The organism is Tropicimonas isoalkanivorans (genome assembly GCF_900112335.1).
Taxonomy (GTDB): Bacteria; Pseudomonadota; Alphaproteobacteria; order Rhodobacterales; family Rhodobacteraceae; genus Tropicimonas; species Tropicimonas isoalkanivorans.
The window spans coordinates 436129-457838 of the sequence record NZ_FOLG01000001.1 but is presented as its reverse complement, the minus strand read 5'-3'; the positions used below and the strand labels follow the sequence as shown (position 1 = coordinate 457838).

The 21710-nt window shown below is 62.7% G+C and carries 19 protein-coding genes; 8 read left to right on the top strand and 11 right to left on the bottom strand.

The genetic code is table 11. The features are described 5' to 3' along the window. Positions 1-89: 89 nt before the first annotated feature. The 6 genes from BM075_RS02125 to BM075_RS02100 all read right to left on the bottom strand — a co-directional run bounded on the left by BM075_RS02125 (position 90) and on the right by BM075_RS02100 (position 7119). Complete coding sequence (locus tag BM075_RS02125; RefSeq protein WP_093358984.1) at positions 90-1109, bottom strand: ABC transporter permease; 1020 nt, start codon at positions 1107-1109, stop codon at positions 90-92. 25 nt (positions 1110-1134) lie between these two features. Further along, positions 1135-2685, bottom strand: coding sequence for a sugar ABC transporter ATP-binding protein (locus tag BM075_RS02120; protein ID WP_093358982.1), 1551 nt, complete (start codon positions 2683-2685; stop codon positions 1135-1137). A gap of 109 nt (positions 2686-2794) precedes the next feature. Further along, a complete protein-coding gene (locus BM075_RS02115) occupies positions 2795-3964 on the bottom strand; it encodes an iron-containing alcohol dehydrogenase (RefSeq protein ID WP_093358980.1) in 1170 nt (389 codons plus the stop codon). Positions 3965-4262: 298 nt separating this feature from the next. Then, positions 4263-5033 carry an L-iditol 2-dehydrogenase gene (locus BM075_RS02110; protein ID WP_177208240.1) on the bottom strand — a complete coding sequence of 257 codons (771 nt, stop codon included), beginning with the start codon at positions 5031-5033 and terminating at the stop codon, positions 4263-4265. Between the two features lie 85 nt (positions 5034-5118). Next, positions 5119-6126: an aldose epimerase family protein gene (locus BM075_RS02105; RefSeq protein ID WP_093358978.1), complete on the bottom strand. Its 1008-nt coding sequence runs from the start codon at positions 6124-6126 to the stop codon at positions 5119-5121. A 54-nt stretch (positions 6127-6180) separates the two neighbouring features. Next, complete coding sequence (locus BM075_RS02100; RefSeq protein ID WP_093358976.1) at positions 6181-7119, bottom strand: tagatose kinase; 939 nt, start codon at positions 7117-7119, stop codon at positions 6181-6183. A gap of 536 nt (positions 7120-7655) precedes the next feature. Here BM075_RS02100 and BM075_RS02095 point away from each other — a divergent pair. The 8 genes from BM075_RS02095 to BM075_RS02060 all read left to right on the top strand — a co-directional run bounded on the left by BM075_RS02095 (position 7656) and on the right by BM075_RS02060 (position 17757). Continuing rightward, positions 7656-8681 carry a LacI family DNA-binding transcriptional regulator gene (locus tag BM075_RS02095; protein ID WP_218152798.1) on the top strand — a complete coding sequence of 342 codons (1026 nt, stop codon included), beginning with the start codon at positions 7656-7658 and terminating at the stop codon, positions 8679-8681. Positions 8682-8941: 260 nt separating this feature from the next. Continuing rightward, on the top strand, positions 8942-9862 hold the full coding sequence (locus BM075_RS02090; protein WP_093358972.1) for an ArsR/SmtB family transcription factor: 921 nt from the start codon (positions 8942-8944) through the stop codon (positions 9860-9862). A gap of 98 nt (positions 9863-9960) precedes the next feature. Continuing rightward, entirely contained in the window at positions 9961-11469 is a 1509-nt protein-coding gene (arfA, locus tag BM075_RS02085; protein WP_093358970.1) for an arabinosylfuranosidase ArfA, read from the top strand. Positions 11470-11577: 108 nt separating this feature from the next. Next, positions 11578-12837: an extracellular solute-binding protein gene (locus BM075_RS02080; protein ID WP_245758716.1), complete on the top strand. Its 1260-nt coding sequence runs from the start codon at positions 11578-11580 to the stop codon at positions 12835-12837. A gap of 75 nt (positions 12838-12912) precedes the next feature. After that, positions 12913-13806, top strand: coding sequence for a carbohydrate ABC transporter permease (locus tag BM075_RS02075; RefSeq protein ID WP_245758715.1), 894 nt, complete (start codon positions 12913-12915; stop codon positions 13804-13806). Continuing rightward, complete coding sequence (locus BM075_RS02070; RefSeq protein WP_093358964.1) at positions 13803-14645, top strand: carbohydrate ABC transporter permease; 843 nt, start codon at positions 13803-13805, stop codon at positions 14643-14645. The genes BM075_RS02075 and BM075_RS02070 overlap by 4 nt, the downstream gene beginning before the upstream one ends. A gap of 3 nt (positions 14646-14648) precedes the next feature. Further along, positions 14649-15722: an ABC transporter ATP-binding protein gene (locus tag BM075_RS02065; RefSeq protein ID WP_093358962.1), complete on the top strand. Its 1074-nt coding sequence runs from the start codon at positions 14649-14651 to the stop codon at positions 15720-15722. A gap of 856 nt (positions 15723-16578) precedes the next feature. Continuing rightward, entirely contained in the window at positions 16579-17757 is a 1179-nt protein-coding gene (locus BM075_RS02060) for a metal-dependent hydrolase family protein (RefSeq protein ID WP_218152797.1), read from the top strand. Positions 17758-17953: 196 nt separating this feature from the next. Here the strand turns inward: BM075_RS02060 and BM075_RS02055 are convergent, their stop codons facing one another. From BM075_RS02055 to BM075_RS02035, 5 genes are read right to left on the bottom strand one after another with little or no spacing between them, the layout of a single operon-like run. Then, positions 17954-18469, bottom strand: a complete 516-nt coding sequence (locus tag BM075_RS02055) for a DUF3299 domain-containing protein (protein ID WP_093358958.1) — start codon at positions 18467-18469, stop codon at positions 17954-17956. Further along, positions 18457-18978, bottom strand: coding sequence for a DUF3299 domain-containing protein (locus BM075_RS02050; protein WP_093358956.1), 522 nt, complete (start codon positions 18976-18978; stop codon positions 18457-18459). The genes BM075_RS02055 and BM075_RS02050 overlap by 13 nt, the downstream gene beginning before the upstream one ends. Further along, the gene (locus BM075_RS02045) at positions 18975-20225 is read right to left on the bottom strand and encodes an ABC transporter permease (protein WP_093358954.1); all 1251 of its coding nucleotides are present in this window, start codon (positions 20223-20225) and stop codon (positions 18975-18977) included. The genes BM075_RS02050 and BM075_RS02045 overlap by 4 nt, the downstream gene beginning before the upstream one ends. Further along, on the bottom strand, positions 20222-20896 hold the full coding sequence (locus BM075_RS02040; RefSeq protein ID WP_093358952.1) for an ABC transporter ATP-binding protein: 675 nt from the start codon (positions 20894-20896) through the stop codon (positions 20222-20224). Before BM075_RS02040 ends, BM075_RS02045 begins: the two co-directional genes overlap by 4 nt. Positions 20897-20918: 22 nt before the next feature. Continuing rightward, positions 20919-21494 (bottom strand): DUF2796 domain-containing protein, encoded by a 576-nt coding sequence (locus BM075_RS02035; protein WP_093358950.1) that lies wholly within the window; start codon positions 21492-21494, stop codon positions 20919-20921. Between the last annotated feature and the right edge of the window lie 216 nt (positions 21495-21710).

Genomic DNA, 21710 nt, shown 5'->3' with positions numbered 1-21710 from the left:
GTGGTGGCGCCGCGCCGGCCGGATAGGGCAGGCGCGAAGCCGCTTTCTGGGTGAGGACGGGCGATGGACCCGGCCCCCGCGGCAACCGGTCACTTCCGGTTGCGCAGCTGGTCGATCCAGACGGTGGCGATGATGACGAGGCCGATGATGATCATCTGGATGAAGAACGAGACGCCGTTCATGTTCAGCCCGTTGCGCAGGATGCCGATGATGAACGCGCCGATGATGGTGCCGGAGATCGTGCCGACGCCGCCGGCAAGCGAGGTGCCGCCGATCACTGCCGCCGCGATAGCGTCCAGTTCGTAGGCGACGCCCTCGTTGGGCTGGCCGGTAACCAGCCGCGACATCAGCACGATGCCCGCGATTCCCGCCATGGCGCCGGACAGGATGTAGGCGCCGGTCTTGACCCGATCGACCTTGACGCCGGAGAGCCGCGCGGCCTCCTCGTTGGATCCGATGGCATAAAGATGCCGACCGAAGGACGTCTTGCGCAGCATCACCGCCACAGCCACCGCGAGGATGGCCATCAGGATCACGGGGTAGGGGATGCCGGGAAAGATCACTTTGGGAAAGCCGTTGGGGGCCATCTCGACAATCCGGAACAGCGACCCGCCGCCGAGCGTACCGAAGCTTTCAGGCAGGCCCGAGACGGGACGCGCGCCGGTGATCTGCAAAGCGACGCCGCGGGCGATCATCATCATGCCGAGCGTGGCGATGAAGGGCGGCAGCTTCAGCCGAGTGACCACGAGGCCGTTGAACAGCCCGCAGACCGCGCCGGTCAGCACGCCGATCAGCATGGCGATAGGCACTGGAATGCCGACCTGTGCGGACAGCGCCGAGACAACGCCGGCGAGCGCCAGCACCGAGCCGAGGCTCAGGTCGATCCCGGCGGTGATGATTGTAAGCGTCGCGCCAAGGCCGATGAAGGCGATCGTCGATGTCTGCAACGCGATGGTGACCGCGTTGCTCATGGTATGAAAGGCGCCGTTGGCGAGCGAGAACGCGATGACCAGCAGCACGAGGCCCGCGAGAGCGGCGAATTTCTGGATCAGGTCGTTACGGTCGATGGGTTGTTTGGCGTACTTCGGCGCCGTGTCGATACTGGCCACGGTCGTGTCTCCTCCAGCGGGTGTGTCACAAGTCCATGCGTTTCACGCCGGAGGCGTATTGCATGATCTCTTCCTGGTCGGTCTTGGCTGTCTCAAGGACCCCGGCGACCTCGCCTTCGTGGAACACCACGACGCGGTCGGTCATCCCGAGGATTTCGGGCAATTCCGAGGTGATCATGATCACCCCAATCCCTTCGCTCGCCAGTTCGTCCAGCAACTCGTAGATGGCAAACTTGGCACCGACGTCGATGCCGCGGGTCGGCTCGTCGAAGAACAGCACACGGCTTTGCCGGAACAGCCACTTGCCGATCACCACCTTTTGCTGGTTGCCGCCCGACAGGTTGCGCACCACCTGGTCGATGGTCGGGGTCTTGATGTCGAGCTTCTCGACCGCCTCGCGCGCCGCCTCGGCCTCTGCAGCGTCGCTGATGAATCCGTTCCGGCAGACAGCGTCCATGTTGGCCATGGTGATGTTTTCCTTGACCGTCATCTTCACGGACAGGCCGTTCAGCTTGCGGTCTTCGGACAGGTAGGCGAGCCCGGCCTGGATGGCGTCGACAGGGGTCTTGGTGTCGATCTCCGTGCCTTCCAGAACGACCTGGCCGGCAGTCTTGGTGTCGGCGCCGAAGATGGCGCGGGCTGTCTCGGTCCGCCCGGCCCCCATCAGGCCGGCAAAGCCCAGGATCTCGCCGCGGCGAAGGTTAAAGCTGACATCGCGGCAGTTCTTGGGGCCGGACAGCCCCTTGACCTCGAAGAAGACCTCGTCGGTCGGAACCGACTTCCGTTCCGGGAACTGGTGTTCCAGCGAGCGGCCGACCATGGCGGCGACGATGTCGTCGACCGAGGTTTCGTCGAACCGCTTGGTCCACACGTAGCCGCCGTCGCGCATCACCGTCACCCGGTCGACAATGCGGCCAAGCTCCTGCAGGCGGTGCGAGATATAGGCGATTGCGACGCCATCGGCCTTCAACTCGTGGATGATCTTGAAGAGCTGGTCGATCTCGGATTCCGTCAGGGCCGACGTCGGCTCGTCCATGATCAGCACTTCAGCATTGAGCGACAGCGCCTTGGCGATCTCCACCATCTGCTGACGTGCGACCGACAGGGTCAACACCTGGTCGGAGGCCTTGATGTCGACCTTCAGCCGATCCAGATAGACCTGCGCATCGGCTTCCATCTTCCTGCGGTCGACGAACCAGCCGCTTTTCGGCTCGCGGGCGAGAAAGATGTTCTCGGCCACCGTCAGGTGCGGCACCAGGTTCAGCTCCTGGTGGATGATGGTAATGCCGGCTGCCTCGCTGTCCTGAAGCGTCGCAAAATGTACCGGCTTGCCTTTGTACGTCACTTCGCCCGCGTCGGGCTGGTAGAGGCCGGTGATGACCTTCATCAGGGTCGACTTCCCGGCGCCGTTCTCGCCGCAAAGCGCGTGGACCTCGCCGCGGTTTAACTCCAGGTGCACGTTGTCGAGCGCGAGCACCCCCGGGAACCGCTTAACGACATCACGGGCGCTCAGGATCGTCTCTCCTACGCCGGCGTCGGAGACGGGCGGCTTTTGCGAAACCGTCGCTGCAGGCATCCGTTCCTCCCTTGCTGTACGTTTCGTTCCGGCCCCGTCCGTCGCTCATCTTGCGGCGGGCGGAGCAATGTCATGCAATGGCGCAGCTTTCGATGCGCCGTAATGCCGTTCAGGCGGCGCGGAAGCTCGTCATGTAGATCGACCGCATGTCCTCTTCGGTGGGCACCACCGGGTTGCCCTGGCTGTCAGGGAATTCCATGGCGTGCACGAGGATCGGCGGGATGTCGTCGGGCGTGATGCCGAAATCATCAAGGCGGCAGTAGAGGCCGATCAGCTTCAGGAAGCGTTCGATCTCCAGCTCAAAGTTCTGCGCCGCGACCTCGTCGGAGGCGGCCGAAAGGGCAGGATTGAACATCCGCGCCACCTTGGCGAATTTGGCGACCGCGCCACGCCAGGTGAAGGCGGCGAAGGCCGGATAGATCACCGCAAGCGACTCGCCGTGGCTGACCTTCGGAAAGTGGCCGCTGATCGGCTGGCCGGCGGCATGGGGCAGGGTGGTGCCGACATTGGCCAGGCATTGCCCGGCAAGCGTGTCCGCCCAGGCGAGATCCTCGCGCGCGGAAAGGTTCGAGCCGTTTGTGATCGCAACCGGCAGCGAGCGGATGACCCGGGCAATCGCGTCAAGGGCGATCGCATCGACTGCTTCCGAAGAGCCGGTGTTGATGTAGCTCTCGAAGGTGTGGGTGAAGATGTCGAAACCCGTCGCCGCGGTCACCCGCACCGGCACGCTGACCATCAGTTCGGGGTCGATGATCGCCACCTTGCAAAGCAGGTGGTCGTTCCACATCGCCGATTTGCAGTTTTCCTCGGTGTTGGTGAAGACGGAGACCTTCGAGGTCTGGGTGCCGGTGCCCGAGGTGGTGTTGATTGCCATGATCGGCAGCGTCGCGTCGGTGGGCTTGTCCTTGAAGTAGAGGTAATCCCAGGCCGTTCCGGGATGCGTCGCCGCGACCGCAATTGCCTTGGCCGTGTCGATGGCGCTGCCGCCGCCCATGCCGATCACGGACTTGACGTTCTCCGCCTTGGCAACTTCTGCGCCGCGCTGGATCGCATCGAGCGTCGGGTTCGGCACCACGTCGCTGAACATCACCGTGCGCACGCCGGCTTTCTCCAGCGCTCTGGTGACGTCTTCGACCTTGTCGGCGGCGACCCTAAGCAGCATGGGATCGACCACGAGCAGCGTGCTGTCGGCCATTTCGCGTGCGGCCGCCCCTGCCTCGGCGCGGCGACCCGAGCCGAACAGAAGGCGGGTCGGTTGATAGTAGTTGAAGCTTTTCATCTTGTCCTCGTGCTCCCAGTAGCCACCGCGGTGCGGGTCCCTCCTGGCGGCAGCTGGTTTCGGCTCCGCGACCGGGCACGAGATCCTTGTGCGCCGAAGCCATGCCTCGGCGGGATGCACGCCCTGATCGACTCAGCTGCTATGTCGGAGGTCCACCTCCCGTGAACTGCCTTTGCTTTTACCAGCACTGGGCGGATTCGTCTAGCTAAAACGTGTTAGTGATACGTTTTAGCTAGACTGTAAAACCATGCAGCAAGCCGGGAGGCGGGGAGTCATGCCCGCCTCCCGGCACGCGGGCTCAGCTCATCCACTGACCGCCGTCGACGTTGTAGCACTGGGCCAGAATGTAGTCGGAATCCGACGACGCCAGGAAGACGGCCATCGGCGCCAGTTCCTCGGGCTTCGCCATCCGTCCGAAGGGCACGCTCTTGTCGACCATGGCTTTCTTCTCGCCGGGTTGCAGGCCCTCGGCCTTGGCAAAGGCGGCGTCGACACCATCCCAGTGTTCGTCATTGACCACGCCCGGAGCGATGGCGTTGACGTTAATGCCGTACTTGATCAGGTGCAGCGCCGAGGATTGGGTGATCGAGATGATCGCGGCCTTGGTGGCGCAGTAGAGAGTCACCAGCGCCTCGCCCCGACGGCCGGCCTGACTCGACATATTGATGATCTTGCCGCCCTTGCCGCGCTTGATCATCGAATTGGCCGCGGCCTCGGTGGTGAAGATCACGCTTGCCAGGTTGACGTCGAGGACATTCTGGTAATCTTCGCGGGTGATTTCGGTGATCGGCGCCATGTGGAAGATGGCAGCGTTATTGACCAGGATGTCGATGCCGCCGCATTTCTCCTCCATCGTCTTGATGGCGTTTTCGATCGAGTCCTGCTTGCTCACATCCATGTAGAGCGGGAAGGCGTTGGGGCCGAGTTCCTCGGCGGTTGCCTTGGCGCCGTCCTCATTGATATCGGCGATGCAGACGGTCGCGCCTTCGCGGATATAGGCTTCGGCGAATGCCTTGCCGATGCCGCGGGCGGCGCCAGTGATGAGGGCGGCTTTGCCTTCGAGTTTCATGATGTCCTCCTGATGGGCGCTTGGCCCGGTTGAGTAGGGGGCGCCGAAGCGGGCCACTGCCCGCTTGCGGCATGGCATCCGGGCGTCAGAGCGCCCGGAAGCGGTATTCGCAGGTGTTGCGGTAGGTGACGCCGGGCTCCAGCACTGGCGACGGGAAATGCCGCCAGTTGACGGAGTCGCAGAACCCCGCCGCCTCCAGGCAGAGGCCGAGGCTCGGCCCGAGCTTCTGCCCGTAGGTGCCCGGGCCCTCTTCGAGCCCCGCGGCGGTATAGAGCAGAAGCCCCGGCTGGTCGGTCGCAACTTCCATTTCCAGGTCCTGTGCCGGCGAGCGCAACCGCGCGACCGGCACCACGGCGCCGCGCGGACCCTTGAGCACGAAGTTCACTTCGTAATCCTGTCCAAGCGCACGAAGCTCGCGAAAATCGTACTCCGTCCCGTCGACCTTCAGCACCTCGCCGGTGGGGATCATGTTGGGCAGCGTGGGCGTGTAGAAATCGGAGGCGACCTCCAGCCAGTAATCCTTCGCCCGCGCACCCTCGGCCAGCGTGAAGTAGCTGTGGTTGGTCATGTTGAGCAACGTGACCGCGTCGGTCGTGCCCTCCAGCTCCATCCGCAGCGTGGTGTCCTCGGTCAGGGTATAGCGGCAAGTCACCGTGACCTCGCCCGGATAGCCCTCGTCGCCGTCGGCGGAGACGATCCTCAGCAGCACGGAGTCAGACGCGGTCTCGACCACCTCCCAGTTCCGTAGGGTGAACCCCTTCGGTCCGCCGTGCAGGTGCACATCACCCCCGCCGTTCACATCTAGCTGGTAGTCCGTGCCGTCCAGCGTGAAACGCCCATGCGCGATGCGGTTGCAGACCCGGCCGCACACCGTGCCAAGATGCGGGCCGTTGTCGCCGTAATCGGCCACGTCGGCATAGCCCAGTACCACCCGGCGCTGGCTTCCGTCGGCCATGGTCACCTGCATGTCGCGCACCACCGCGCCCCAGCTGAGGATCGCGGCGCGGGCGCCGGCGGCGTTGGTCAGGATCACCTCCTGCACCGTCTCGCCGTTCACCACGTGCTCTCTTGTCCGTTCTGAGACATCAGCCATGTCTGTCCCCCTCGTTGTACTGGCGGGCGGGCCACGCCCGCGCTGGAATTCGGTTCAGGCCCGTTCGGTGAGGAACGCCTCGATCTCCGCGCGCCGGGACGTGCCCTCCATCGGCCCCTTGCGGGTCACGGCCAGCGCCCCTGCCGCGGCGGCGAACCGCAGCGACGCCGCCGGATCCTCGCCGCGCAGCCAGCAGGTGACGAACGCGCCGCCGAAACTGTCGCCCGCGCCGGTCGGGTCGATCTCCTCCACCGCGAAGGCGGGCTGGTCGATGCGGCCGCGCGCGTCGATGTAGCTCGCGCCCTCCGATCCCTGCTTGAGCACGATCGCCGTCACGCCGCGGCTAAGCAGCTCGGCGATGGCGCCGACGTCGTCTTTGGCTTCCGTGAGCAGGCTCAGCTCAGGGCCGCTCGGCAGGAACAGGTCCGTCTTGCTCAGGATCTCCTGCATCGCCTCGCGCATGCCGGGCAGGTCCAGCATCTCCTTGCGCAGGTTCGGGTCGAAGGTGACGAGCCCGCCCTTGGCCTTGATGACCTCCGCCGCTTGCAGGGACAGCTTGACGGAGCCCTCGCAGAACAGCGCCGAGCCCATGACGTGCAGGCAGTCGGCGGAGTCGAACAGCGCGTCCACCTCCGGCGCCGGGCCGATCTGACCGTTGGCGCTTTGCTTGATGTTGAAGACGAAATCGCGGTTGCCGTCCTCGCGATAGCGCACGAAGGCGCTTCCGGTGGCGTATTCGGGGATCACGCGGATGGCCGAGGTGTCCACCCCGTCGGCCTTCAGCCTGTCGATATTGAGTTTGCCGAAGTCGTCATTGCCCACGCAGCTGACAATGCCGCAGGGCTGGTCGAGCCGGGCCACCTGGTCGATGAAGATCGCGGGCGCCCCGGACGGAAACGGCCCCACCAATGGGATCGGCTCCAGAAACCCGTTGCCAAGTTCCGTGGCCATGATCTCGACCACGATCTCACCAATCGTGACGATCTTCTTCATTCTGGAACTCCTCCTCCTGAGCGACGGGCCCGACCGGAGTCAACCGGCGCGAGCCTGCTCGGAGCGCCCCGCGCAAATCCACGCCCCGGCGCCACGACAGTCGTGTCTATGCGCCTCGACTGAGACCCGGTCAATAAAAACTTTGCACGTGATACTTTTTGTCTCTGTGCAAGGTGGGCTGTTCATTTGGAAGCCAACGCGCAACGCCGTTAGTAAGTGGCTGCTGCATGTTGTAAACGCTATTGCTGCACCCTAATGACGGGGTGCTTCCGTTGCAAAATTCAACTCAGGAAAGTCCGGATAATTATCTCGTGATATCTTTCGTTGACACGATGGCAGGGGAGGGCATCTATTCGCGCTACCAGCGCTGACGTCCTGGATCTGTGTTCACCGGCCGGAGTTCCTGGCCCAAGGCTGGCGCGGCGCGTCCATTGGCTTGCCGCCTCCCTGATCGAGGGACTAACGTAACTGGCACATTTCGGCGCGCCTCAGAGGAGCGGAGCGACCTTAGGACAATGGCGGACAAAATCGGGAACATGAGTGACTTCGCCCGGATCGTCGGCCTGTCCCGACCGACCGTGGCGAAGTACTTTGCCGATCCGACGTCGGTTCGGAGCACGACGCGGCGCCTGATCGAGGATGCTCTGCGGGTGCACGATTTTCGTCCGAACCTGTTCGCCCAGAGCCTGAAGCGGCGCAATCCGCGGAACATTGGCCTGGTCGTGCCCCATCTGATCGACCCCTTCTATGCGGAAGTCGTACGGCGGATTGAAACGACCTGTCGCGAGATGGGCTACTGGGCCATCGTTCTGAGCTCTCATGGCGAGCCGTCCGAGGAAACTGCGGCCCTTGAAATGTTGCTGTCCCTCAACCTCGCCGGCGCAATCGTGGCGCCTCTGGGTCACAAGTCCAACCTAGATCTGCTGCAAAAACTGAACAAGCGGATTGAACTGGTTGTCCTCGATGCCCGGATCGGCATCGATGCGCCGTTTGTCGGCACCGACAACGATCAGAGCATTTCGATGATGGTCGACTACCTTTGCCGAACCGGCGAGCCGCCCTGCTTCATGGACATGCCCGGGGTCAATTCCAACGCCATCGAGCGTCGGGAGGCTTATGTCCGGGCCATGGGACGCGCCGATCGGACCCCGACGGTCATTCCAGTAGACGCCGATGGCTGGAATTTCGAGGCAGCCGGGTTCGCGGCGGCGAACCGACAGATCGACATTGGCGGCTTTCCAACACGGACCATCATGTGCGCGAACGACCGGATTGCCTTTGGCGTGATGGCTGCGGCGTGTCGGCGCGGGGTGAAAATTGGCCGCACGGCGGACTCCGATTTGCGGGTGGCAGGTCACGACGACCATCCGCTCAGCCCCTTTTCGTGTCCCGGCCTGACGACCGTGGCGCAGGACTATACCGCAATCGCCACCACGAGCCTGAACCTGCTGCTGGCGGCCATATCCGATGAAGGCCTAGATGCCGGGGAGGCGCCCTGTGCTGACATTCCTGAGGGAACCGCGCTCTTCCCCGCCCGTTTGATCATGCGTGAGTCGGCCTAGGGATCTGCGCGCCGTCCGACGCGGGCCAATCTGGCCAAACCTTCCGGATCAGGCCCTCGACCAACCGAGCGGCCTGACGGCCACGCGTGCCAGACCATGTCGGGGTCTTACCCGGCCGTGAGGGAGCCCAAAGTGCGCAGCGAGGCGTTGCAAGGCGACGGAAAACGTCGCCGCTCCCGTTTAACGGGCGATTGGCTCTTTTTTCATATCCGCTTACCGGATACATATAAGGGCGTTGACTGCCGGAGAAAGCCATCCCGATGACCAACAAACTGCTCGTCGTCGATCCTATTGATCAGTTCGATGTTCTCAAGGGCCTCGCAAGCGAAGTCCGCATTTCGATCCTGAAACTCTTGGCGAAGTCCGGACCGATGAACGTCAACCAGGTCGCGGCCGAACTTTCGCTTCCCCAATCCACGATTTCTTCGAACATTCAGGTGCTCGAGACCGTCGGCCTCGTCGTTACGGACATCCAGAAAGCGCGGAAGGGCAGTCAGAAGGTTTGTCGGTCCGTCTTCACCGAGATCCTCGTGGCGTTCAGCGATCAGGGGCCGGAGGTTCGCGACGACGAGATCGAGGTCTCCATGCCGCTGGGTCTGTATTCGCACTTCGAGGTGACTGCTCCGTGCGGGCTGTGCTCCGCAGACGGGGTCATCGGCCTCCTTGACGTGCCTGATACCTTTCTCGATCCCGACCGTATGCGGGCGGGGCTCCTTTGGTTCACCCGGGGGTTTGTCGAGTACCAGTTTCCCAACAATGCCAAGCTCTTGAATAAGCCGGTGCAGTCGCTCGAGTTCTCCATGGAGCTAAGTTCCGAGGTGCCGGGCACCTCCGCCGACTGGCCCTCCGACATCTCGTTGAGCGTGAACGGGACACACGTGGCCACATGGACCTCGCCCGGCGATTTCGGCGACAAGCGGGGCGTCTTCACCCCCGATTGGTGGAAGTTGGCGGGATCGCAATATGGCAAGCTCAAGACGTGGCGAATCAACGGCACCGGCACCTACGTCGATGGGGTGCGGGTTTCGGATGTAACGCTGAAGGATCTAGAGGTCGACAGGCACCGATCCATCCGGGTCCGGATCGGCGTCCGCGAAGACGCCGAACATCCCGGAGGGATGAACATCTTCGGGCGTGGCTTCGGAAACTATGATCAGGACATCACGATGCGCCTGCGCTGAGAGCGCAGAAAAGCCTTGACTGCGAGGCTGTCGCCCGGCAACCATACCTAAAAGTACGGTATAAACCTGAAATCAGGGTACATAGGGGAGGGGATGCCATGAGGGCACGTGTCACAGCGCATTCGCGCTATGCAATCGCGGATATCGACAAACGGCTTTACGGGTCGTTCCTGGAGCATCTTGGCCGGGCCGTGTACACCGGCATTTACGAACCTGATCACCCAAGCGCTGACGCAAGCGGGATGCGGACGGACGTTATCGACCTCGTACGCGAACTCGACACGCCCATCTGCCGGTATCCGGGCGGCAACTTCGTCTCCGCCTACAATTGGGAGGACGGGATCGGTCCGAAGGAAGACCGGCCGACACGGCTGGATCTCGCGTGGAAGACGCTCGAGAACAACCACGTGGGCATTCACGAGTATGCCGACTGGGCCGAGAAGGCGGGCGTGGAGATGATGCTGGCAGTCAACCTCGGTTCGCGCGGGCTCGACGAGGCTCGGAGCTTCGTCGAGTACGTGAACCATCCCGGCGGCAGCTATTGGTCAGACATGCGCCGCAAGAATGGTCGGGAAAGCCCGTGGGGGGTGAAGACCTGGTGCCTCGGCAACGAGATGGATGGCCCCTGGCAGGTCGGCCACAAAACGGCCCGCGAATACGGGCACCTCGCGAACGAGACGGCCAAGGCACTGCGCGCGTTCGACAGCGACCTGGAACTCGTGGTCTGCGGCTCCTCTCACTCGGACATGCCGACCTATCCGCAGTGGGAGGCCACTGTGCTCGAGGAGACCTACGACAACATCGACCATATTTCCTTGCATATGTACTTCGAGAACTACGAGAAAAATACGGCGAACTTCCTTGCTCTGCCTGAGAAACTGGACCGTTATATCGGCACGGTGAGTGGCGTTATCGACTTTGTGAAGGGCAAGAAGCGGTCGAAGAAAGATGTGAAAATCTCCTTCGACGAATGGAACGTCTGGTATCACACCCGCAAGCAGGATCAGGTCTACCTGGAGGGCAAGGACTGGAAGTACTGGCCGCCAATCCTGGAGGACGTCTACAACTTTGAGGACGTGCTACAGGTGGGCTGCATCCTCAACACTTTCATCCGCCGGTCGGATCGGGTGCGCATCGCCTGCATCGCGCAGCTCGTGAACGTGATCGCTCCGATCATGACGGAGCCGGGCGGGCCGGCCTGGCGGCAGACGATCTATTACCCGTTCAAGCTCGCGTCGCGCCATGGCCGCGGTACCGCTCTGCAACTGGACGTTGATTGCCCGACCTATGACGCGGACATGGCGGCAGGGGTCAGCTACCTCGACATTGCAGGTGTCCACGACGCCGAGGCGGGCAGCGTGACCTTCTTCGCGATCAACCGGAACGGGAGCGAGCCCCTGGAGGTCGAGCTTTCGCTCGAACGGTTCGGCACGCCGAAGGAAGTGAGCCATACCCTGATCCGGCATGACGACTTGGAGGCGAGAAACACCAAGGAGGCGCCGGACACGGTGGTGCCGCAGGATGGCAACGGCGTGAGCATCGAAGGCAATTCGCTCAGCGCAACACTGCCGCCCTACAGCTATTCCATGATCCGCGTAGGGCTTTGACGACCGTACCATAAAATCGGGTATATACCGACAGATCGTTGATTGGATCTGGCAGTCGTGTAACATCGATCTCGGACCGGGACCGGTCGCTGTATGGGAGGAGGAAAGATGAAACAACTGATTGGAATCGCCCTTGGGGCCACGCTTGCGACGGCGGCGCAGGCGCAGGAAACCGTAGTCTGGTGGGACTTTCTGAGCGGCGGCGACGGCGTTCGAATGAAGTCGCTGATCGAGGACTTCAACGCCGCCCACGAGGGCGAGATCGCCATCGACGCGACCACGCTCGAATGGGGTGTCCCCTTCTATAGCAAGGTGCAGACCTCGGTCGCCGTCGGCGAAGCCCCCGACATCATGACCTACCACGCCAGCCGCATTCCGCTGGCCGTGAGCCAGGGCGTGATCCAGCCCATCACCGATGCCGACTGGGAGCAGATGGGCCTGAGCCAGGAGGACTTCGCAGAAGCCACCTGGAACGCGGTGACCGTCGATGGGAAGCAGTACGCGGTGCCGTTGGATACGCACCCCATCGTGCTCTACTACAACCGCGAACTCCTCAAGAAAGCCGGCAGGCTCAACGAGGATGGCACGCCCATGGGGCTCGACAGCCGCGAAGGCTTCGAGGAAACCCTGGCTGCGCTCAAGGATGCGGGCGTCGAGTATCCGCTGGGGTCGGTAACGGCCGACGGAAACTTCATGTACCGCACCATCTACTCGTTCATGGGCCAGCAGGACGGCGAGCTCCTGACCGACGGCGAGTTCCTGGCCGGCGACAATGCCGAAAAGCTGCAGAATGCGCTGACCGTGCTGCAGGAATGGACCAAAAACCAGTGGCAGTCGACCTATACCGACTATCCCGCGACCGTCGCGCTCTTCACCTCGGGCGAGGCAGCGATGATGATCAACGGCGTTTGGGAAGTCCCGACGATGAAGGATCTTGCCGACGAGGGGAGGCTTTTCGATTGGGGCGCCGTTGAGCTGCCGGTGATCTTCGACCACGCTTCGACATACGCCGACAGCCACGCCTTCGCGATCCCCGCCAACAACGGCGTGGATGAAGGCACGGCCAAGCGCGATGCGGTCCTCGAAGTCATGTCCTGGATCTCCAAAAACTCGCTCTTCTGGGCGACCGCGGGCCACATCCCGGCCAACTCCGGCGTGACGGCGTCCGAGGAGTATTCCCAGATGGAGCCCAATGCGACTTACTCCTCCCTGACGGCGAACATGATCTTCGACCCCCAGAGCGAATTCTCGGGTGTCGCCGGTCCGATGTTCGATGTGATGTCCACGTACTTCGTTCCGACGCTGAACGGAGAGATGGACCCGGCCAAAGCGGTCGAGGAAATCCAATACGAACTTAACGACATGTAATACTCCCGGGAGGGGGGCGTGCGCCGAGCGCGCGCCCCTTTCTTGTGACGGCCGGTTCGAATGGGAGGACCAGACGTGATCCGCAACACCAAAAATGACACGCTGATCGCCTATGTCCTGATTGCACCGTTCCTGGTGATCTACGGTCTGATCTTCGTTTATCCGACGATCAACATGTTCATCCTGTCTTTTCAGGATGCGCCGCTCATCAGCTTCGGACCGCAGTCTGCAGAGTGGACCGGACTCGACAACTACACCCGATTGCCGGATGACCGACGCTTCGGCACGGCGTTTTGGAACACGGCCTACTTCGTTCTGCTGACGGTGATTCCGGGGACGCTTGTGGCGCTCGCCATCGCCCTCGGCATCACGCGGCTCTCAGGCCGAATTCAGTCTCTCGTGCTGGCCCTGTTCTTCCTGCCCTACATCCTGCCGGTCTCCGTGGTCTACCGGATCTGGGACTGGACGCTGAACTTCCAGTTCGGCATCGCCATGCACCTCTTCGATGCCCTGGGTATCGACCGCATTCCAATCTTCAAGACGTCGACCTGGTTCATGCCGGCCGTTGCCTTCGTGACGATATGGTGGACCTGTGGTTTCTCGATCCTGCTGTTTCTCGCAGGCCTCAGGGCAATCCCGGTGGAATTCTACGAGGCGGCAGAGCTGGACAATGCCGGCCGCTGGACCGTCTTCCGCAAGCTGACGTGGCCATTGTTATGGCCCGTCACGGCGCTGGTTCTGACGATCCAGCTGATCCTTCAGCTGAAGATCTTCGACCAGGTGTACCTGTTCACCACAGGAGGGCGACCGAACGACAACCTCGTGATGGTCTACTACATCTACCAGCGCGCCTTTCAGAACGATGACGGTGGCCGGGCCGCGGCCATCGCGGTGGTGCTCTTCGTGATGGTCATTGTGGTCTCCGTGCTGAATTTCCAGCTCCTGCGTTTGGCGGAGCGCAAGACATGACCCCTGACACGACGCGACGCTACAATATCGCGGGAGGGATCATCACCATCATCACGGTGATCGCCGCCCTCATCTGGGCCTTCCCGATCTACTGGGGCATCGTTTCGTCCTTCAAGCTCGAGGACGAAGTCGTGCGGCCGTATATCGAGCTCTGGCCCGAGAACCCGACTCTACGCCATTACTGGTTCGCCCTGACACAGACGCAGATTGGCAGCTGGTACCTGAACTCGGTGGTCACGGCGCTTGGCGTGACCGTCCTGACCGTCTCCACGTCACTCCTCGCAGGCTATGCCCTCAGCCAGCTTCGGTTCCCGGGACGGCGCCCGCTTTGGTGGCTGATCCTGGCGAGTTTCATGGTGCCCACGCAGGTTCTCATCATCAATCATTTCGTGCTGATCGCGAACATGGGGCTGCTGAACACCTGGGCCGGGATTATCCTGCCGCAGCTTATCCACCCCGTGGTCATCATCGTCTACAAGCAGTTCTTCGACCAGGTCCCGCGAGAGTTCCGCGAGGCGGCCGTGATGGACAACGCCTCGGAGTTCCGGATCCTCACCAAGGTCTATATTCCGATGAACTGGGGCGTGACCACGGCGCTCTCCATCGTCACCTTCATCTGGGCGTGGAACGCCTTCCTGTGGCCGTTCCTGGCGGTCACGCGGACCGAAATGATGACCATCACGGTCGGCATCACCCAGGTCAGCGACGCCTTCGGTGTCTATTACGCGCGGCAGCTGGCCTCGGCCGTCCTCGCCGGTTTCCCTGTCGCGCTGGCCTACCTGCTGTTCCAGAGGCGGGTCACGCAGGCCATTACGCTCAGTGCGGGGATCAAGGGGTAAGGTATGGCGGAAATCGCACTAGAGAACGTCTCGAAAAGCTTCGGTGCCGTCGAGGTCATCAAGGACATCAGCCTTCAGGTCGGGCAAGGGGAGTTCGTCGTTTTTCTGGGGCCCTCGGGGTCGGGAAAATCGACGCTCCTGCGCATGATCGCGGGGCTCGAGACCATCGACCGAGGCAAGCTCCTGATCGGCGGGAAGGAATGTCAGAACCTCGTGCCGGGCAAGCGGAACGTCGCGATGGTCTTCCAGAACTACGCGCTCTATCCCCACATGACCGTGCGGGACAACATGGCCTTCGGCCTGCGAAACGTGGGCATGAAGGAAGCGGACATCGCCGCACGGGTCGAGGATGCCGGGCGCATCCTCGAGATGGACGCGCTTCTCGACCGCCGTCCGAGCCAGCTGTCGGGCGGGCAGCGCCAGCGGGTGGCGATCGGCCGGGCCATCGTCAAGGAGCCGGCGGCGTTTCTATTCGACGAACCGCTGTCAAACCTCGACGCCGCACTTCGGGTGCGGACGCGGGTGGAACTGGCGCAGTTGCACCAACGCATTGCGGCCACGATGATCTACGTCACCCACGACCAGACCGAGGCGATGACGCTCGCCGACCGCATCGTCATCCTCAACGACTGCCGGATCGAGCAGATCGGAACGCCGATGGAAGTCTACACCTATCCTGCTTCGCGCTTCGTTGCCGGCTTTGTCGGAAATCCAGGGATGAACTTCCTTGACGCCGACGTATCGACCTCAGGCAAAGAAGCGAGCGCAACCCTCGGGGACGGATCCCGCGTGGCGATGACCATCTCGATACCCGATGACGGCGCCTACGAACTGGGGATACGGCCGGAGGCGGTCCATGTCACGACGGGCGAGGGCGACACAAAGGGCGAGGCGACCGTGGTGGAACATCTTGGAGACCGGACGCTGGTCTACACCCGCCTCGGCGACGGCACCTCGGTGATCGCGCTGGACGACGGACGGTCGCAGGTCGCGCCGGGGGACGTCGTAACCCTGCGCTTCGACACGAGCCAGTTGCATCTCTTCGACTCCGCCGGCCGCGCCTATCACGCCGATTGACAGGCTCCGTACGGCGCTGATGGCGATGCAGGAGCGTGGCCGGATGCAGGAGGCATGATCGCCGATCTTTTCGTCTTCAATCCCGGCTGCCGCGTTCGACCAATGGAGTACACCTGAGATGAATGCCAGGCAGGATGCTCTTCGATCGGAATACGGTCGCGATAGCAACTGAGCGGATCGAGTAGCAGGTAAAGCGCAATTTGCCAAAGGCTCGGAAACAACTGGGAATTGGGCCACAACGAACCGATTTCGCCTGCGTAATTGCCTGTTCCAACGGGCTCGCGCCCCGTCGAACGTGCTGCACCGGAGCAGGGCCTTCGAGGCACGCGGGAGATGGATGGGTATGAGCGAAGGCTGACGCGGTATTTCCTCGATTGGGACCTTGAGATCGCGCGGCCCGTCTCGCAGCAGTTCGGTATTCGCTCCGATCCACGATGAACCGGAAATGCCCGAATGTGCACGTGCACGCCGGCAGGGTATGCCTGAACGCGCCTCCGAATACCGGGAAATTCTTCAGCGTCTCCAGGCGGAGGTCATGGGTCACCTCGGGGCGCAATGCCGGTTCGTCAGGTGTCGCAATACGAAATGGTGCGCGACAGAAGACAAAATGACGGGCACACTCGCAATCGCGACTGCACATCATGTCGCTGCGGATTGCGGGCATTTACCAAGGAAAGAAATCAGGATGAAACGCTATTTTCTACATTCCCTTCTCTGCGGGGCCACGGCTCTCGCGACCGTCTGCGCGCCTCAAGCTCAGGCGCAGTCGGACACTGCGCCCAGTGCGGTTTTGATCCGCGGCGCAAAGATCTTCACGGGATGTGCTCCTGACCTTGTGGAAGGCCAGGATGTGTTTATGGCGGGTCCCTTGATCACCCGCATCGGTCCGAACATCGAGCCGCCCGAGTTCGCCACCGTCATCGAGGCCGATGGCCGTGTGCTGATGCCAGGCTTGATCGATGCGCATTGGCATGGCGTTTTTGCGACGGCTACGATTGCCCAGCTGATGGCGACCAATGAGGGCTATTGGAACCTCAAGACCGCGGCCGCGCAGCGTGACACGCTCTATCGCGGCTTCACGACCGTGCGCGACGCCGCAGGGCCAATGTTCGATATCGCCCGCGCGACAGACGAGGGCCTGATAGAGGGGCCGAGGGTCTTTCCCTCCGGCCCCGCACTCTCGCAAACGGCGGGTCACATGGATTTCCGCACGACGAAGGACGTGCCTGCCACGCCGGACAAACTGAACCCCTTCGAGACCTCCGACATGTTCTACATCGCCGACGGTGTTCCCGAAGTGCTGCGGCGCACGCGCGAGAACCTCATGCAGGGGGCAACGCAGATCAAGTTGATGGCCGGAGGCGGAGTCACCTCCACCTACGATCCGATCCACGTCAAGCAATACACGCTGGCGGAGCTTGAGGCGGCAGTTGAGCAGGCAGAAAACTGGGGCACCTACGTTCTGACCCACGCGATCAACGACGAGGCCGTCAACCATTCTCTCGACGCGGGTGTGAAGAGCATCGAGCACGGTCACATGGCAACGCGAGAAACGCTGCAGCGCATCAAGGACGAAGGCGCCTGGCTCAGCATGCAGCCATTCCTGGATGACGAGGATGCGCCAACCTTGAACGATTTTCAGAAGGCCAAGTACAAGTTCGTCACCGACGGCACTGATTTCGTGTACCGCACGGCCAAGGAACTGGGCGTGAAGATCGCCTTTGGCACGGACACGCTCTTCAGCGCCGATCTGGCCTCGAGGCAGGGCGCGCAGCTTGCCAAGCTGCAGACATGGTTCACGCCCTACGAGGCTCTAAAGATGGCCACCTGCGACAACGCCGAATTGCTGGCGCTTTCGGGTAAACTCACGCCCTATCCGCTCGGTCCGCTCGGGGTGGTTGAGGAAGGCGCCTATGCCGACTTAATTCTCGTCGACGGCAATCCGCTGGAGAACCTAGATCTGGTGAGCGATCCTGAAAACAATTTCGACGTCATCATGAAGCACGGCGTGATCTACAAGAATACCCTGGACTGATTTCAGAACCGCCGCCGGTTCAAAGGACGGGCGGCGGTAGTCTTTCTGTTCCCGACGCAGTTCACGCGAGCATGCCAGAGGAACCGGACATGCACGTTTCCCGAAAGACCTGCCTTTCCTCTGGCCGGACGCTGGCACTTGGCTCAACCGCATATACGCGAAATCTCGCTGCCGGTCGGGCTGCGCCCGCAATCGCCTAACGCGCCTTGTATGTTTCGATGTTATCGGCGGAGAGCGCATACCCAACGTCTGCAAGTTCAGTCGATGCCGCCGCCGTGCCGAACATCCCCGTCACGGTCACCGGCTCGAACAGGCCGTCCGTTTCGTAGGGGCGTTCGGTGGTGACGAGCACAAGCTGGTTTGCAGGCGGCGGCGGGACGTGGACGCACGCGCCGACATAGGGCACCAGAATGAACGCGGTTACGCCGGTTCCGTCAAAGTCGAGCGGAACCATGTAGCCGGGAAGTCGGACGGTCCTGCCATTCCAGTCGGTCCGTACGCCTGACGATTGCGGCTGCTGGCTCATGAGCGCGCCCTGATCGTGCTGCACCAGGCCCTGCAACTCGGCCGGAAGCGATGTTTCGCCCTTGGGCACCAGGTCGCTCCATTCGAGATCGACCACCTCCTCCGAGGCAACGGCGCGCAGGGGAACGAACCCAAAGGCCGCGATCCCGAAAGACACGGTGCGCCTGGGAAGACTCAGTCGAGCCATTGGTAGAGCTCGATCTTTTCCGCAGCGATCTGGTAGCCGATCTCTGCCACCTCGGTTGATTGCAGCCCGGTGCTGATCCGCCCCGACACCCACACCGCGTCCCAGAGGGCGTCGCTCGGCCAGGGCACCTGCGTCGTCACGAAGACAAGCTGGTTCGGCGGCGGCGGCGGGACATGAATGCACGCTCCCACGTAGGGCACCAGGACGAAGCTTGTGACGCCGTCGGCGCCGACATCCAGCGGGATGATGTAGCCCGGCAGCTTGACCGTCTCGCCCTCCAGGCCCGTGTTCAGCTTCGTCGCGTTCTCGTCGAAGATCGGGTTCCAGGTGTCGTTTTCCTGGTCGAGTTCGCCCTCGCCGATGATCTCGGAATAGGGGACGCCGGGTGGGATCAGGTCTTCCCAGGTGATTTCCCGGAACGGCGCGGCGCGCGCGCGGGACGGCAGCACGAGGCCCGCCGTGCCAAGCAGCAGGACGGACCGCCGCGAGAGAAGGATCGATCGAGTCATATCCTCACCATCATGCCATCAGCGAGGGACATCCGGTAGGCCCGGATCGCCGGAACAAGGCTCGCAAGCGCCGCTGCGGCGATCACACCTGCGAGAACCCAGAGTTCGCGTACATCCGGCGGCTCGATGGGGAGCCAGATGCCGAAGGTTGCGTCCACCCAGGGACGCGCCAGGGCAAGCCCCGCGTAAAGCAGGGCAACTCCGAGCACCGCACCCGCCGCGGCCATCAACGCAGCCTCCAGCACCAGCAGCGACAGGATCGTCGCCGGCCGTGCGCCCATTGCGCGCCAGACGGCCATTTCGCGCCGCCGTTCACCGAGGCTCGACAGGATCATGGCCATCATCCCCAGAAGCGCCGTAACCACGACCATCGCCGAGACACCGATCAACGCCTTCTCGGCGATCCCGACGATCTGCCAGAGCTCCTGCAACGCCACGCCGGGGAGCACCGCCAGTAGCGGCTCCTCGGGGTATTCGTTGATCCATCTCTGGAGCTTGAAGACCTGAAGCCGAGACTTCACGCCGACAAGCGCGGCGGAGATTGCCGTCGGCGTCAGGTCCATCGTTCGGATCACGTCGACCGGTGTGGTTTTGCCCGGGATCTGCGCACCGCTTTGCCAGTCCACGTGGATCGCCTCGATCGCTTCGAGGCTCACGATCACCGTTCTGTCGACCGGCGTGCCGGTCTTGGCGACGATCCCGGCAACGCGGAACGGCTGATCGCTGTGCGCGGTGAAAGATGCAAGCCCGTGGGAGACCACGATGGGGTCACCGACCGCGTAGCCGAGTGTGTCGGCCACATCCGCGCCGATCACGGTGTCGTAGAGATCCCCGAGGCTGTGGCCTGCCGCAAACGTCAGCGCACGTCCGCCGCGATACTTGTAGCGATCGAAGAATTCCGGCGTCGTGCCCATGACGCGGAACTGCCGGTGACTGTCACCGAGCGAGATCGGCACGATCCAGTCCACCTCGGGCCGGGTGGCGATGTCCTGGTAACTTTCCCAAGTGACGTTGTTGGTGGCATTGCCGATGCGGAACACCGAATAAAGCAGCAGCTGGACCGAACCGGAGCGGGCACCGACGATCAGGTCGGTGCCCGAGATCGTGTCGGCGAAGCTTGCGCGCGCGCCAGTGCGCACCTTCTCAACCCCGAGAAAGAGAGCGACCGACAGCGCAATCGCGAGCACGGTCATGCCGACCGTCAGCGCGCGGGCGAGAAGCGAGCCGATTGCGAGCCGAAGGATCATGCATCAGCTCCTTGGGTGTTCACGACGCTTTCGAGGTGGATCACCCGGTCGAAACGGCTGCCAAGCCGTTCGTCGTGGCTGACCATGAGGAGAGAGGACCCGGCCTCGCGCACCTGGGCGAATAGCAGGTGCAGGAAGCTGTCCTGTGTCGCGGCATCGAGCGCGGAGGTCGGCTCATCCGCGACGATGAGGGGCGGCCGGCCGATCAGGGCGCGGGCGACCGCGACCCTCTGCTGCTGGCCGACGCTCAACCTGCCTGCCGCGGAAGATAGCACGCGGGCCGGAAGCCCGAGGGACTCGCACAGCTTTTCTGCTTCGGCGTGGCCGTCGCCCGCCCGCGCACGCCGAACAGGAGCGAAACGCAGCGGAAGCAGGATGTTGTCGAGTACCCGGGCATAGGGCAACAGGTTGAACTGCTGGAAGATCACGCCGATCTGCTCCGCCCGGAATCTGTCCCGCGCACCGGTTCGCAGAGAGGCGATGTCCGTTCCTGCGACCATGATCCGGCCGGCTTGTGCGGCGACGATTCCGCAGGTCAGCGAGAGCAACGTCGACTTTCCCGAGCCGCTTTCGCCGAGGAGCAGGACGCTCTCACCCTGCTCCAGCCGGAACGCCGGCACATCGATCGCAAAGGAGGCCCGCCCCGGCCACCGGAACCGGACCTCCGTCATGGCGATGGCGGGCGCTGGGCCGTTACGAGCGTCCGGCAAGTTCGAGCACCGGGGCGTTTCGTTCGATCTCGAAGGCCTGTGCGCCCGTCTCCGTCAGGACCTGCAGTTCGAGTTCACGCGCGTTCGGGAAGGTCTCGAAATAAGCGAACGCGATCCTATCAATGGCCGACGGGTTGGCACAATCCAGGGCGTATTCGGCGTGGAACTCCGTGTGCCCGCCGTCGTCGTCATGGGCGTCGGCCTCGTCATGATCGTGCCCGCCTTCCTCCCCGCTCTCTTCATGCGTTTCGGCCTCAATCTCCGCCTTGGCTTCGACCACGGTGCATTCGGCTGCGGAAGGAAACACGAACAGGTCGAGCGGCCGGGCCAGAAGAGCCACAGCGCTGTCGATCTTGGCGCGATCGTCGGCGTTTCCCGCCGCGTGTTCGAAACCGACGATGTCCGCCCCGGGTGCGTGCAACTCCATCCAGAGTCGCGTCCCTTCGATGGCGATGTCCATTTGCCCCACGCCGTGCTCATGGGCTCCGAGTTCGCGGTGTTCCTGTGAATACACTTGCGTCGCCACGAGCGATGCAAAAATGGCGATACGGCCGATCATGGAGGCACTCCTGCTTCGTGAATTTGACGTTACACTATAACGCCAATGCGACAGAGGAAAGACATGGGACTGGTCGTTGCAAACTTCGAAGACGATTCCCGCCGATCCGACGTGGCATTGCGCCGGACCAAGCGACCCAATGGAACCTGTGGCCGAAGTCTCGGGGGACTCTCTGCAGTTCACTTCACCTGATTTGGCTGTGCCACCTGTCGTCGC